This is a genomic window from Kitasatospora cathayae (assembly GCF_027627435.1).
GTDB lineage: Bacteria > Actinomycetota > Actinomycetes > Streptomycetales > Streptomycetaceae > Kitasatospora > Kitasatospora cathayae.
On the sequence record NZ_CP115450.1, the window covers coordinates 3372739 to 3386787 of the forward strand.

At 73.2% G+C, this 14049-nt stretch carries 11 protein-coding genes and 1 tRNA gene; 2 read left to right on the forward strand and 10 right to left on the reverse strand.

Features of this window, described 5'->3' with window-relative positions; all coding sequences use genetic code 11:
• Window positions 1-8: 8 nt before the first annotated feature.
• The 5 genes from thrC to O1G21_RS14820 form a co-directional block, all read right to left on the reverse strand.
• On the reverse strand, window positions 9-1106 hold the full coding sequence (gene thrC / locus O1G21_RS14800; RefSeq protein ID WP_270144044.1) for a threonine synthase: 1098 nt from the start codon (window positions 1104-1106) through the stop codon (window positions 9-11).
• Window positions 1107-1116: 10 nt separating this feature from the next.
• Window positions 1117-2409, reverse strand: coding sequence for a homoserine dehydrogenase (locus O1G21_RS14805; protein ID WP_270144045.1), 1293 nt, complete (start codon window positions 2407-2409; stop codon window positions 1117-1119).
• A gap of 137 nt (window positions 2410-2546) precedes the next feature.
• Window positions 2547-3938: a diaminopimelate decarboxylase gene (gene lysA / locus O1G21_RS14810; RefSeq protein WP_270144047.1), complete on the reverse strand. Its 1392-nt coding sequence runs from the start codon at window positions 3936-3938 to the stop codon at window positions 2547-2549.
• Window positions 3939-4031: 93 nt separating this feature from the next.
• Window positions 4032-5693: an arginine--tRNA ligase gene (gene argS / locus O1G21_RS14815; RefSeq protein WP_270144049.1), complete on the reverse strand. Its 1662-nt coding sequence runs from the start codon at window positions 5691-5693 to the stop codon at window positions 4032-4034.
• A gap of 94 nt (window positions 5694-5787) precedes the next feature.
• A complete protein-coding gene (locus O1G21_RS14820; RefSeq protein ID WP_405000805.1) occupies window positions 5788-6207 on the reverse strand; it encodes a response regulator in 420 nt (139 codons plus the stop codon).
• Between the two features lie 180 nt (window positions 6208-6387).
• Between O1G21_RS14820 and O1G21_RS14825 the strand changes: the two genes are divergently transcribed.
• Window positions 6388-6459: transfer RNA gene (locus tag O1G21_RS14825), tRNA-Arg, on the forward strand.
• 266 nt (window positions 6460-6725) lie between these two features.
• Here the strand turns inward: O1G21_RS14825 and O1G21_RS14830 are convergent.
• From O1G21_RS14830 to O1G21_RS14840, 3 genes are all read right to left on the reverse strand, one after another.
• Window positions 6726-7715 carry a trypsin-like serine peptidase gene (locus O1G21_RS14830; RefSeq protein WP_270144052.1) on the reverse strand — a complete coding sequence of 330 codons (990 nt, stop codon included), beginning with the start codon at window positions 7713-7715 and terminating at the stop codon, window positions 6726-6728.
• Window positions 7716-7823: 108 nt separating this feature from the next.
• Entirely contained in the window at window positions 7824-8756 is a 933-nt protein-coding gene (locus O1G21_RS14835) for a carbohydrate kinase family protein (RefSeq protein WP_270144054.1), read from the reverse strand.
• Window positions 8757-8967: 211 nt separating this feature from the next.
• A complete protein-coding gene (locus O1G21_RS14840; RefSeq protein WP_270144056.1) occupies window positions 8968-10674 on the reverse strand; it encodes a DUF885 domain-containing protein in 1707 nt (568 codons plus the stop codon).
• A 198-nt stretch (window positions 10675-10872) separates the two neighbouring features.
• Here O1G21_RS14840 and O1G21_RS14845 point away from each other — a divergent pair, with 198 nt between their 5' ends.
• Window positions 10873-11628: a TetR/AcrR family transcriptional regulator gene (locus O1G21_RS14845; protein ID WP_270144058.1), complete on the forward strand. Its 756-nt coding sequence runs from the start codon at window positions 10873-10875 to the stop codon at window positions 11626-11628.
• Window positions 11629-11669: 41 nt separating this feature from the next.
• Here O1G21_RS14845 and O1G21_RS14850 read toward each other — a convergent pair whose 3' ends face one another.
• On the reverse strand, window positions 11670-12521 hold the full coding sequence (locus tag O1G21_RS14850) for a fumarylacetoacetate hydrolase family protein (RefSeq protein ID WP_270144060.1): 852 nt from the start codon (window positions 12519-12521) through the stop codon (window positions 11670-11672).
• 209 nt (window positions 12522-12730) lie between these two features.
• Window positions 12731-14008 (reverse strand): serine/threonine-protein kinase, encoded by a 1278-nt coding sequence (locus O1G21_RS14855; protein WP_270144061.1) that lies wholly within the window; start codon window positions 14006-14008, stop codon window positions 12731-12733.
• Window positions 14009-14049: the final 41 nt, after the last annotated feature.

Consider the following 14049-nt stretch of genomic DNA (forward strand, 5'->3'; position numbering starts at 1 on the left):
CCCCGTCGTCAGTCCAGCAGTCCGAGCCGCCGGGCGGCCGTCTCCGGGTCGACCGGGACGACCTGCGGCTGCGGCGCGCCGGCCACCGCCCAGTCCGGGTCCTTGAGGCCGTTGCCGGTCACCGTGCAGACGATCCGCTGGCCCGGGTCGACCAGGCCGGCCTCCGCCTTGGCCAGCAGACCGGCCACCGAGGCGGCCGAGGCGGGCTCCACGAAGACGCCCTCCTGCGCGGCCAACAGCCGGTAGGCGGCGAGGATCTGACGGTCCGTCACCTTGTCGATGAGGCCGCCGGACTCGTCCCGCGCGGCGAGCGCGAAGTCCCAGGAGGCCGGGTTGCCGATCCGGATCGCGGTGGCGATGGTCTGCGGCTTGAGGACGGGCGCGCCGTCCACGATCGGCGCCGAGCCGGCCGCCTGGAAGCCCCACATCCGCGGGGTGCGCGCGGCCATCCCGTCGGTCGCGTACTCCCGGTAGCCCTTCCAGTACGCCGTGATGTTGCCCGCGTTGCCGACCGGCAGGACGTGGATGTCCGGGGCGTCGCCGAGCATGTCGACGATCTCGAAGGCCGCCGTCTTCTGACCCTCGATCCGCACCGGGTTCACCGAGTTGACCAGGGCGACCGGGTACTTCTCGGACAGTTCGCGGGCCAGTGTCAGGCAGTCGTCGAAGTTGCCGTCGACCTGCAGGATCTTCGCGCCGTGCACCAGCGCCTGGCCCATCTTGCCCAGCGCGATCTTGCCCTGGGGCACGAGCACCGCGGAGACCATCCCGGCCCGCACCGCGTACGCGGCGGCGGAGGCCGAGGTGTTGCCGGTGGACGCGCAGATGACGGCCTGCGCGCCCTCCTCCTTGGCCTTGGAGATGGCCATCGTCATCCCGCGGTCCTTGAAGGAGCCGGTCGGGTTGGCGCCCTCGACCTTGAGGTAGACCTCGCACCCGGTGCGCTCGGAGAGCACCTGGGCGGGCACCAGGGGCGTGCCGCCCTCCAGCAGGGTGACCACCGGGGTGGCCGCGGTGACCGGCAGGCGGTCCCGGTACTCCTCGATCAGGCCGCGCCACTGGTGGGTGTGCGCGCCTCGGACGACGTTCTCGGCAACGGCGTTCATGGCTGGTTCCTTATTCCCCTTCGACCCGCATGATGCTGGCCACGTCCCGCACGCTGTCCAGCGCGCGGAGCTTGTCGACCGTCGCCGACAGCGCGGCGTCGGTGGCACGGTGGGTGACCACGACGAGCGAGGCGTCGCCGTCGCGGCCCTGCTGGCGCACGGTGTCGATGGAGACGCCGTGCTCGGCGAAGACGGACGCGACCTGGGCGAGCACGCCCGCCCGGTCGTCCACGTCCAGGCTGACGTGGTAGCGGGTGACCACCTCGTCCATCGGCTTGGCGGGCAGCCGGGTGTACACCGAGTCGCCCGGACCGGTGGCCCCGGCCAGCTTGTTGCGGCAGACCGCGACCAGGTCGCCGAGCACCGCGGAGGCGGTCGGCGAGCCGCCCGCGCCCGGGCCGTAGAACATCAGCCGGCCGGCCGCCTCGGCCTCGACGAACACCGCGTTGTACGCCTCCCGGACGGAGGCCAGCGGGTGCGAGAGCGGGATCATCGCCGGGTGGACCCGCGCGGTGACGGACTCGCCGTCGGCGGCCCGCTCACAGATCGCGAGCAGCTTGACCACGCACCCCATCTCCTTGGCGGAGGCGATGTCGGCGGCGGTCACCTCGGTGATGCCCTCGCGGTAGACGTCCGCCGCGGTGACCTTGGTGTGGAAGGCGATGCCGGCCAGGATCGCGGCCTTGGCGGCGGCGTCGAAGCCCTCCACGTCGGCGGTCGGGTCGGCCTCGGCGTAGCCGAGCGCGGTGGCCTCCTCCAGCGCCTCCGAGTAGCCGGCGCCGGTGGTGTCCATCTTGTCGAGGATGAAGTTGGTGGTGCCGTTGACGATGCCCAGCACCCGGTTGACCTCGTCCCCGGCGAGGGACTCGCGCAGCGGGCGCAGCAGCGGGATCGCGCCCGCCACCGCGGCCTCGTAGTACAGGTCCACGCCGGCCGCGGCGGCCGCCGCGTGCAGTTCGGTGCCGTCCTGGGCGAGCAGCGCCTTGTTGGCGCTGACCACCGAGGCACCCTGCTTGAAGGCGGACAGGATCAGCGATTTGGAGGGCTCGATCCCACCCACCACCTCGACCACGACGTCGATGTCGCCCCGGCCCACCAGGGCCTCGGCGTCGGTGGTGATCAGGTGCTCGGGCACCCCGGGGCGCACCCGGCCGGCCCGGCGGACCGCGATCCCGGCGAGCTCGACCGGGGCACCGATGCGAGCGGCGAGGTCGTCGGCCGTCGTCGTCATGATGCGCGCCACCTCGGAGCCCACCACACCACAACCCAGCAACGCCACCTTCAGCGGGCGCGTACGCATCATCCGACTCCGCTCTGCATTCTTCGTGCTTCGGTATTTCCGGCGGTTTTCGGGGCCCGCCGGAAACTTCGGTCCGTACCAGTCTCGGGGACTTGCCGGACGGATCTACGGTCGTTCCATGATCTGAGACGAGAATTTCGTCATCCGATATCCAGGCGCAGGAGATCCTCCTCCGTCTCGCGCCGGACGATCACCCGCGCCGCACCGTCCCTGACGGCGAGCACGGGGGGCTTGAGGGCGTGGTTGTAGTTGCTCGCCATCGAGCGGCAGTAGGCGCCGGTGGCGGGCACCGCGATCAGGTCGCCCGGGGCCAGGTCGGCCGGCAGGAAGGCGTCCCGGACCACGATGTCGCCGGACTCGCAGTGCTTGCCGACCACCCGGACCAGCATCGGCTCGGCGTCACTGGTGCGTGACACCAGGGCCACCGAGTACTCGGCGTCGTACAGCGCGGTGCGGATGTTGTCGGACATCCCGCCGTCCACGCTGACGTAGGTGCGCAGGCCCTCCAGCGGCTTGACCGTGCCGACCTCGTACAGCGTGAACGCGGTCGGGCCGACGATCGCCCGGCCCGGCTCCACGCTCAGCCGGGGGGCGTTCAGGTTCGCGGCGGCGCACTCGCGGCGGACGATCTCGGCCAGCGCGGCGGCGATCTCGGCAGGCTCCCGCGGGTCGTCCTCGCTGGTGTACGCGATGCCGAGGCCGCCGCCGAGGTCGATCTCGGGCAGCTCGACGCCGTGCTCGTCCCGGATCCCGGCCAGCAGGCCGACCACCCGGCGGGCCGCCACCTCGAAGCCGGCCATGTCGAAGATCTGCGAGCCGATGTGCGAGTGGATGCCGCGCAGCTCCAGGCTGTCGTGGCCGAGCACCCGGCGCACCCCCTCGGCGGCGGCCCCGCCGTTCAGCGACAGGCCGAACTTCTGGTCCTCGTGCGCCGTGGCGATGAACTCGTGGGTGTGCGCCTCGACGCCGACGGTGATCCGGATCAGCACCGGCTGGCGCACGCCCTGGCGGGCGGCGATCGCCGCCAGGCGCTCGATCTCCTCGTAGGAGTCGACCACGATGTGCCCGACACCGGTCTTCACCGCGTGCTCGAGCTCGTCCACCGACTTGTTGTTGCCGTGCAGCGCGATCCGCTCCGGCGGCATCCCGGCGGCCAGTGCCACCGCCAGCTCGCCGACGCTGCACACGTCGAGGTTGAGGCCCTCCTCGTGCAGCCAGCGGACGATCGCCTTGGAGAGGAAGGCCTTTCCGGCGTAGTAGACGTCCGCGTCGGCGCCGAAGGCGTCCCGCCAGGCGCGGGCCCGGGTGCGGAAGTCGTCCTCGTCCAGCACGTAGGCCGGGGTGCCGAACTCGGCCGCCAGCCGCTTGACGTCGATCCCGCCGACGGTGGCCACGCCCTCGGCGTCGCGGGCGACGGTGCGCGACCACACCTTGGGGTCGAGCGCGTTCAGGTCGGCCGGCGGGGCCTGGTAGTGGCCCTCGGGCAGGACGTCGCCGTGGCGGGGACCTGCGGGGTGTGCGGAGCGACTCATGCTCTCAGTGTCCTTCGAGACCTATGGCGAGGGGCGGCGACGGTCGCCGTTGACCGTCAGCCGCCCCCGCTGGTGCGCTTGGGGGGGTGGTGCCTACATCCGCTCGGGCGCCGTCACGCCCAGGAGCGTGAGGCCGTTGGCGATGACCGTGCGCGTGGCGTCGGCCAGCCAGAGGCGGGCGCGCGTGAGGTCCGTGACCTCCTCGTCGCCCCGGGGCAGGATGCGGCAGTTGTCGTAGAAGCGGTGGTACTTGGCGGCCAGGTCCTCCAGGTACACGGCGACCCGGTGCGGCTCGCGCAGCTCGCCGGCCGCGGCCAGCACGCGCGGGAACTCGCCGAGGTGGCCGAGCAGGTCGGACTCCCACTCGGTGGCCAGCAGCTCCGGTTTGAAGTCCTCGGCCGCACCGCGCGTGATGCCCTGCTCGTCGGCGTTGCGCTGGACCGCGCACATCCGCGAGTGGGCGTACTGGACGTAGTAGACCCGGTTCTCGTTGGTCTGGCTGGTCAGGATGTTGATGTCCAGCGTGATCGTGGAGTCCGTGGAGGAGCGCGCCAGGGTGTAGCGGGCGGCGTCGACGCCGATCCACTCGACCACGTCGTCGATCGTGATGATGTTGCCGGCCCGCTTGGACATGCGGACCTCTTCGCCGTCGCGAAGCATCTTCACGAACTGGCCGATCCTCACCTCGATGTTGCGGTTCATGTCGTCGCCCGCGCAGGCCGCGATGGCCTTGAGGCGGTTGACGTAGCCGTGGTGGTCGGCGCCCAGCATGTAGAGCGCGACCTCGGCGCCGCGGTCCCGCTTGGACAGGTAGTACGCGGCGTCGGCGGCGAAGTAGGTCTTGTCGCCGTCGGCCTTGATCAGGACGCGGTCCTTGTCGTCGCCGAAGTCGGTGGTGCGCAGGAAGACCGCGCCGTCCTGCTCGAAGACGTGGCCCTGCTCGCGCAGCCGGTCGATGGCCTTCTCGACGGCGCCGGAGTCGTGCAGCGTCTTCTCCGAGAACCACACGTCGAAGTGGGTGCCGAACTCGTCCATCGAGCGCTTGATCTCGGCCACCATGAGCTTGAGGCCCTCGGTGCGGAAGACCTCCAGCTGCTCGGCCTCGGGCAGGTCGAGCACGCCCGGGATCGCGTCGGTGAGGGTCTTGGCGATGTCGACGATGTACTCGCCGACGTAGCCGCCCTCGGGCACCTCGCGGCCGTTCGCGGCGGCCTGCAGGGAGGCGGCGAACTTGGTGATCTGCACGCCGGCGTCGTTGAGGTAGTACTCGGTGGTGACGTCGGCGCCGGAGGCCCGCAGCACGCGCGCCAGCGAGTCGCCGACCGCGGCCCAGCGGACGCCGCCGATGTGGATCGGGCCGGTCGGGTTGGCGGAGACGAACTCCAGGTTGATCCGCAGGCCCTTGAGCGCCTCGTTGCGGCCGTAGGCCTCCCCCGCCTCGACGATGGTGCGGGCGAGCGCGCCGGCGGTGGCGGTGTCCAGGGTGATGTTCAGGAAGCCCGGACCGGCGATGTCGACCTCGGCGACGCCGGTGATCCCTCGCAGGCGGTCGGCCAGCACCTCGGCAACGGCTCGCGGCGGCTTGCCGGCCGCCTTGGCGAGCTGGAGGGCCACGTTCGTCGCGTAGTCGCCGTGGTCCCGGTTCTTGGGCCGCTCGACCGTCACGTGCTCGGGCACGGCGACGGCCAGCTCGCCCGCCTCGACGGCGGAGCTCACTGCGGCCTGGATTGCCTGGGAAAGGTCTGCGGGGGTCACGACGCCAAGCGTAGGCGAGACGGGGTACCCGCCCGCCACCCGGTTTGCCGGTTGAGACACCCGGAGGGGCCACCGCGCCGTCCACTCGGGGGTCTCAGCCGCGATCCGTCCGCTCTGTTCGCTCAGGGCGAAACCCGCCGGGCCGTTCGCCGGCCCGCATCAGGCGGCGGACCAGGGCCACCAGGTCGGCGGGGTCGAAGGGCTTGCCGAGGTAGCCGTCCACGCCGACCGTCTCCCCCAGGTCGAGGTCCGCCGGAGTGCAGGCGCTCACGATCGCGATCGGCAGTCCACGGGTGTCCGGAGTCGCGCGCAGCCGGGCGGCCGTCCGCAGGCCGTCCAGCCGGGGCATCACCACGTCCAGCGTCACCACGTCGGGCTTCACCCGGCGGATGACCTCCAGGCACTCGGCGCCGTCGGCGGCGGTCACCACCTCGAAGCCCTCCAGCTCGAGGTTGACCCTGATCAGCTGGCGGATCACCTCGCTGTCGTCCACCACGAGGACCCGCCCGGACACTCCCGACACCTCACCGAGGGTATCGGCGGCCCCGCCGCCCCGTCCGGCCTTTGGGCACTTCCGCCCACCGGGCCTCCGGGGCCGCCCGGACGATCTTTCCGGAAACCCGTGCACGGACCGCCCTCGAAGCCTGGTAGTGTTCATCACGTCGGAACGCGCGAGCGGCCGACAGGCCAGTAGGCCCCCGTAGCTCAGGGGATAGAGCACCGCCCTCCGGAGGCGGGTGCGTAGGTTCGAATCCTACCGGGGGCACTTCGCAGGGAGTGCAACTGAGGCCCAGATCAGTGGAGTTGATCCACGGATCTGGGCCTTCGTCATGTTCCGAGGGCGGTTCGGCGGCCCCGCCCGGGCCGAAGGCCGCGCCGGTGCCGAAAGGGACGAGCGACCAGCGACGAAGGAGCGCCGGAGCGTGGGGGCACCTCCCAGCCGCCAGGCTGGGGGAGAGTGTCGGCACCGGGTCGGAGCGGTCCGGAGGCGAGGGGGCGAGTGCCCGGGCGGGGGCGGTCCGGCCGGGCGGCTCAGGAGGCGGCGGCCTCGGCCTGGGTGTACAGGTCGGCGATGGTGTGGTCGAAGTAGGCGCCGTACGAGGTGTCGTCGGTGTCGCCGCCCTGCTGGTAGCCGCCGATGGTGCCGACCACGTCGCCGGTGGCGGTGTCGATCCACGGGCCGCCGCTGGTGCCGCTCGGGTAGGACGGGCACCGGATGACGCGCTGGTAGGCGCTCTGCTGGGCGGTGGTGTTGGTGCAGAGGCTGGGCACCTCGGCGTCGGCCGGGTAGCCGTAGAGCCGGACGGTGGCGCCGAAGGGCTCGTCGGTGCCCAGCCGGTTGCCGCCGACCACGTCCTCGACCTTGCGGCCGTTGCTGGGGGCGGTCTCCAGGATCGCGAAGTCCTCGTCCACGTCGCCCTTCTGGGACCAGCCGGCGGCGGTGTGGATCGCCGTCACCCGCCAGGTGCCGTACGGGGCGGAGCCGTCCCGGTAGCCGGGGACGAAGGTCACGCCGTCGGTGCTGGTGAGGCAGTGCGCGGCGGTCAGCAGCAGGTTGCCGGTGTCGCTGTGCAGCACGCTGGCGGTGCAGAAGTGGTTGCCGGCCGCGACCGAGCCACTGAACAGGGCGCCGACGGTGGCGGTCTCCCGGTTGTCGGCGGGGGCGGGGGCGGTCGTCCCCAGAGCGACGTTGTGCAGGTCGGGGGCGGCGGCAGTGGCCGACGGACTGTCCGCGGGGGTCGGCGAGGCGGTCGGGGTCGGCGCGGCGGTCGGAGTCGGGCTGCCGCTCGGGGTGGTGTCCGCGGCCGGGCCGGGCGAGGCGGGCGCCGCCGTGGTGGCGGCCGGGGCGGGCGCGACGGCCCGGGCGCTGCGGGCCTCCTTCCCGGCGGCCGTGGCGTCGGACAGGTCGAACCCGTGCGTCCCGGCCACCACCGCGGCCACCACGACGGCGGACAGCGCGGTGAACAGCGAAGGGGCCAGCAGACGGTGGCGGCGCGACCTCTGGCGGCGGTGCTGACCCATGCCTGTCTCTCTCCTGCAGTGGTCGATGGCGTCTGGTTCGGTCAATGACTATGACGCCTCAGCCTGGAAAGTTTGTTGCGTCAGGCTTGGATCTCGATGAGAAAACGGTCACCGACCCAGGAGCGTATCCAAAGCGGACGCCTCGATGAAGGCGGTGTGCGTCCCGGCGGTGGTGCAGGCGAACGCCCCGGCGGCCGAACCGGCCCGGGCGCACTCCAGCGGCGGGTGGCCGCGGAACCAGGCGTACAGGAAACCGGTGACGAAGGCGTCCCCGGCGCCGTTGGTGTCCACCACCGGGCGGCCCGGGTCGACGGCGGGCAGCTGGCGCAGGACGCCGTCCTCGCGGGTGAGCAGGTGGCAGCCCTCGGCGCCCGCGGTGGCGACGACCACGGTGGCGCGGCCCTCGGCGAGGATCGCGCGCATCACCTGCTCGTGCCGGCCGCGGCAGCCGGCCACCGAGAGGAACACCAGGTCGGAGCCGAGCGCGTAGTCGCGGTGGTGCGGGTTCTCGCCGTCCCAGTCGTGCAGGTCGGTGGAGGTGGTGCGGCCGAGCCGGTGGAGGTCGCCGTACATGTCCCGGTTGACGCCGGTGATCGAGAGGTGGACGTGCCGGCTGCGCTCGACGTACGGGAGGTGGAACTCGCGCGGCAGCCGAAGGCCGGCGGGGTGGCGGCCGTCGAAGAAGGAGAACCGGCGGCCGTCCGCGTCCACCAGGTTGACCCCGCGCGGGGTGCCGTACGGGCTGACCAGGTGGGCGAAGTGCAGTCCGTGGCGGCGGTAGGCGGTGCGGACCAGCTCGCCCTGGGGGTCGTCGCCGAGGAAGTCCAGGAGGGCGGTGCGCAGGCCGAGGTGATGGGCGCCGAGGGCCACGCCGTTGCCGGTGTGGCCGACGTAGTCGCGCACCGGCTCGACGAACCGCGAGTCACCGGGCGGGATCTCCAGCCGCTCGACCCGGACGACGGTGTCCACGCCCACACCGCCCACCACGAGCAGGTCGAACTCCGCTGACTCGGACTGCTGCTGCTCGGACTGCTGCGGCACGACGGCGCCTCCTTGATCCCCGGACGGTGGCCAGGAGTCAAGCAGGCGCCGGAGGTTGGCTGCAAGGCCTTACTGCAAACTTTCAATCACCCGTCGTCAGTCGGGCGTTGGCCGCTCCGCCCCCGCCTCCGCACGGACGTCGGCGGCCCGGACCAGGCCCCGGGCTCACGACGAGTCCCGGGGCCCTGGTCCTTCGAGCGCCCTACCGCCCTCAGAGCGCCGACAGCTCCGCGACCAGGTCGTCCAGCCCCAGCGAGCCCTGCGAGAGCGCCGCCATGTGCCAGGCCTTGAGGTCGAACTCCTCGCCGCGCGCCTCGTGCGCCGCCCGCGCCGCCGCCCGGCCGCGCAGCCAGGCGCGCTCGCCCAGCTTGTAGCCGATCGCCTGGCCCGGCAGGCCCAGGTAGCGGACCAGCTCGCTGTCCAGGAAGTCGGCGGACAGCCCGCAGTAGCGGCCGAAGAACTCCCGCGCGTGCTCCGGGCTCACCGGCTCACCCGGCCGGTACGGGGAGTCCGCCGGGAAGTCCAGGCCGACGTGCATGCCGATGTCCACGATGACCCGCAGCGCCCGCATCATCTGGGCGTTGAGGAAGCCCAGGCGGTGACCGGGGTCGGTGAGGTAGCCGAGCTCGTCCATCAGACGCTCGGCGTACAGCGCCCAGCCCTCCAGGTTGGCGCTCACCCCGCCGAGGCTCACCTGGTAGCTGGAGAGCCGGTCGGCGACGTAGACCCACTGCGCGAGCTGCAGGTGGTGGCCCGGGACGCCCTCGTGGTACCAGGTCGAGACCAGGTCCCAGACCGGGAAGCGCTCCTCGCCGAGCACCGGCAGCCAGGTCCGCCCGGGGCGGCTGAAGTCCAGCGCGGGCTGGGTGTAGTACGGCGCGGCGGCGCTGCCGGGCGGGGCGATCCGCGACTCGACCCGGGTGACCGGCTCGGCCAGGTCGAAGTGGGTGCCCTGGAGGTCCCGGACGGCCTGGTCCATCAGGCCCTGCAGGTACTCCCGGGCGGCCTCGGCGCCCTCGATCGCCGGGCCGTCCGTCTCCAGCCACTTCATCGCCGCCATCGGGCCGGCGCCCGGGCGGACCTTCTCGGCCTCGGCCTCCATCTGCGCGAGCAGGTCGTGGAACTCGCTCCAGGCCCATGCGTACGCCTCGTCCAGGTCCAGGTCGGCACCCGTCCAGTAGCGCACCCAGCGGCCGTAGCGCTCCCGGCCGGCGGTGTCCGGGGTCCCTGCGGCGGCCGGGGCGTACACGTCGCGCATCCAGTCGCGCAGCGCGGCCAGTGCCTCGGCGGCGGCCACCGCGTGCTCGGACAGCTCGGCGCGCACGCCCTCCGGAGCGTCCTTGACGAACTCGCCGAACCAGCCGCCGGGCATCTCCCCCGCCAGCCACTCGCCGAACTGACCGACCACCGTCTCCACCTGGCGCGGGCCGGACAGCAGACCGCGCTCGATGCCCTCGGCCAGGGTCCGCCGGTACTGCTCCAACGCCAGCGGGAAACGGGCCAGCCGACGGCCGATCAGCCGCCACTCGGCCTCGGTGCCGGTGGCCATCAGGGTGAAGGCCTCCCGGGTGTTGTGCACCGGGGAGCCCAGGTTGCGCACCGCGCGGTAGCTCTCCCCGGCGTCGTGGACGGCGAGTTCGGCGGTCAGCCGCTCCCGCAGCAGCCGGGCGCAGCGGCGCTCGGCCTCGTCGTCGGCGGCGCCCGCCCGCTCGGCCTCGTCCAGCCGGGCCAGGGTGCGGCGGGCGAGATCGGCGACCGCCTCGGCCCCGGCCGGGGACAGGTCGGGCAGCCGGTCGTCCTCGGGGTTGAGGCCGAGGTAGACGGCGGTCAGCGGGTCGAGGTCGGCCAGGGCCTGGACGTAACCGTCGGCGATGCGGCGGGGGGTGTCGCCGTCGGAGTTGATCAGTTCTTCAGCCATCCGGACATCATCGCGTCGCCGGGGCCGATTGCAAGCCCTCCGTCATCGACCGTTGACCTGCTGCGGGCGGGGATCTGACGCGGGGTCGGGCCGCGGTGGTGACACCGTTTCGGCACCGTGGCGGCGCAAACACCCGTTCGGAAGGATCCCGCGCCCGACCGGCCCCGATCGGTCCGACGACCATTACGCTGAGGCTCCATGGAAGCCCGCCCCACCACGGCAACCGGACCGGTGCCCGCCCCGGCCGCCCCCGAGCCGCGCCCGCGCCGCGCCGGCTACCGCCGGCTGCCGGTCGAACAGCGGCGCGAACAGCTGATCGCCGTCGCCCTGGAGCTGTTCGCGCACCGGCCGCCGGAGGAGGTCAGCCTGGACGACGTCGCCGAGGCCGCCGACGCCTCCCGGCCCCTGGTCTACCGCTACTTCGCGGGCGGCAAGCAGCAGTTGTACGAGGCCGCGCTGCGCACCGCGGCGGACGAGCTGACCAGCCGGTTCGCCGTGCCGCTGACCGGGACGCCGTCCGAGCAGCTGGCGGCCGCGCTGGACGGCTACTTCGCCTTCGTGGCCGAGCACGACGCGGGCTACTCGGCGCTGCTGCGCGGCGGTTCGGTGGTGGAGACGGCCCGGACCTCGGCGATCGTGGACGACGTCCGGCGGGCGGCGCTCAAGCGGACCCTGCGGCACCTGGGGGTGCGGGAGGCCGGGCCGCGGCTGACACTGCTGGTGCGCTCGTGGATCGCGGTGGTCGAGGGGGCGTCACTGAGCTGGCTGGACGAGGGGCGCACGCTGCCGGTGGACGGGCTGCGGGACTGGCTGGTGGACCAGTTCACGGCGATGGCGGCGGCGACGGCGCTGCACGATCCGCAGACGGCGGAGGTGTTGGCGGGGCTGCTCGCGCTCGAGGGTCCGCGGGCGGAACGCGCCGAGCGGCTGCGGGCGGTGCTCGGTACGCCCTAGCGTTCCCGACCCCCGTGCCAAGGGTCGGGGCGGCCCGGCGACTACGCCTTGCCGAGCACCTGGCACTGGCGGCCGAGGCCGTCGATCTCGATCTCGACGACATCGCCCGGGGCGAGGAAGGGCGTGCCGGGACGGCCCAGGGTGACCCCGGCCGGGGTGCCGGTGACGATCACGTCGCCGGGCTCCAGCACCATGAACTGGCTCGTGTAGCGGACGAGTTCGAGCACCGGGAAGATCATCTCCGCGGAGTTGCCGTGCTGCCGCTGCTCGCCGTTGACCCAGAGCCGCAGCTCCAGCGCCTGTGGGTCGGCCACCTCGTCGGCGGTGACCAGCCAGGGCCCGAGCGGGGTGAAGGTCTCCGCCGACTTGCCCTTGTCCCACTGGCCGCCGCGCTCGAACTGGAAGGCCCGCTCGGTGACGTCGTTGGCGATCGTGTAGCCGGCGATCACCCCGGCGGCCTCGGCGTGCGAGTCCAGGTAGCGGGCGGTGCGGCCGATCACGATGGCCAGCTCGGCCTCGTAGTCGGTCTTCTCGCCGCCGCGCGGCACCAGCACCTCGTCGTACGGGCCGACCACGGTGGAGCTCGGCTTGAGGAAGATCACCGGCTCGGCCGGGATCGCGGCCCCGGCCTCCTCCGCGTGGTCGCGGTAGTTGAGCCCGATGCCGACCACCTTGCCCGGCCGGGCCACCGGCGCACCCACCCGCAGGCCGTCCAGGTCCACCACCGGCAGCACGCCGGCCGCCACCTCGCGGGCCAGCGCGGCGGTGTCCAGCCCGGCCAGGAAGGCCCCGTCGAGGTCGCGGGCCCGCCCGGAGAGGTCGTACGCGGTGCCGTCCTCGCCCAGCACGACCGGGCGCTCGGTGCCCGGGGGTCCGACGCGGAGGAGCTTCATCGATCCGTCACCAGCCTTTCGTCGCAGCTCACCGGGGCGGCGCGGACACCGCTCCCGAGTCTGGCAACGAGGTATATCAACGGCCCGGGCCGGTGGACCAGACCGTCCCGATGGGCGGATTCCCATCAAGTCGCACCATGGCGCGGGGTCCCGAATCGGCGGCCCGTACGGTTGACACCCGCCCGCGCGACCCGATCGCCAAGGGCGCCTCAGCGGCCCGGCGCGCCGCCGCCGCTGCTACTTCCGCCCCCGCCCCCGCTTTCGCCTCCGCTTCCGCTTCCGCTTCCGCTTCCGCCGAGCAGTACCCTGGCGCTCAGCGCCGTCCGCGCCGGGCCCGGGCCGAGCCGGGCGGCCTCCCGGCGCCAGTGCGCGAGGTCGCGCCGCAGGTCGGCCCGGGCCTCCGGGGCGGCGCCCGGCTCCTCGGTCAGTGCCTCCAGCAGCGCGACGGCGGTGCCCCGACTGCCGTCCCGGGCCAGCCAGAGGGCCAGGTCGTGGCAGGTGCGCAGGGTGCGCGGGTCGGCCGGGCCGCAGATCCGGGCGAAGTCGGGCACCAGCTGCGCCAGGATGTCCACGGCCTCCCCGGCCCGGCCCTCGACGCCGTGCTGCCAGGCCAGGTCCGCCCGGCGGCGCAGCTGCTCCGGGCTGGGGTCGTCCGGCCGCAGCATCCCGGGCCGGATCCGGCGCAGCCGCTCCAGCACCTCGGCGGCGTCGGCCGGGCGGTCCGCGGGCCGTTTGGCGAGCAGCCTGGCGACCAGCTCGGCCAGCGCCGGGTCCTTGCCGCGCACTCGGGGCGGGGTCTCCTCCATGTGCTTGTGCATGTACTCGTACGGCGAGTCGGCGCGGAACGGCCGCCGGCCGGTGCTGACCTCGTACAGCATCACGCCGAAGGCGTAGAGGTCGGCCCGGCCGTCCACGGTGCCGCCGGACCAGCACTCGGGCGCCAGGTACGGGACGGTGCCGACCACGTTGCCGGTCGAGGTGAGCCCGGTGGACTGGGTGAGCAGCCGGGCGATGCCGAAGTCCAGCACCTTGGCGCGGTCCCCGCCGTCCGTGATCATCACGTTCTCGGGCTTGATGTCCCGGTGCACGACCCCGCTGCGGTGCGCGGCGTCCAACGCCTCGCAGACCTGCGCCATCCAGCCGAGCGCGCGCCCGTGGTCGGGCAGGCCGGCCTTGAGGACGGCGGCGAGCGGGCGGCCGCGGACCAGTTCCATCACCAGGTAGTGGATCTCCCCGGTGGTGTCGGTGACCCGGCCGTAGTCGTGCACCGTCACGATGTGCGGGTGGGACAGGTTGCCGGCCAGCTTGGCCTCGCGGACGAACCGCCCGACGGCCTCCCGGTCGGCGGCGTGCTCGGCCAGCAGCAGCTTCACCGCGACCGGCCGGTCCAGCACGGTGTCGGTCGCCCGCCAGACCACGCCGAAGCCGCCCTTGCCCAGCCACTCGTCCAGCCGGAAGCGACCGCCGAGCACCTCGCCCTTGTGCATGCCCTCCCCCAACTCGACCGCGGCCGTGCGGCGTTCGCCGC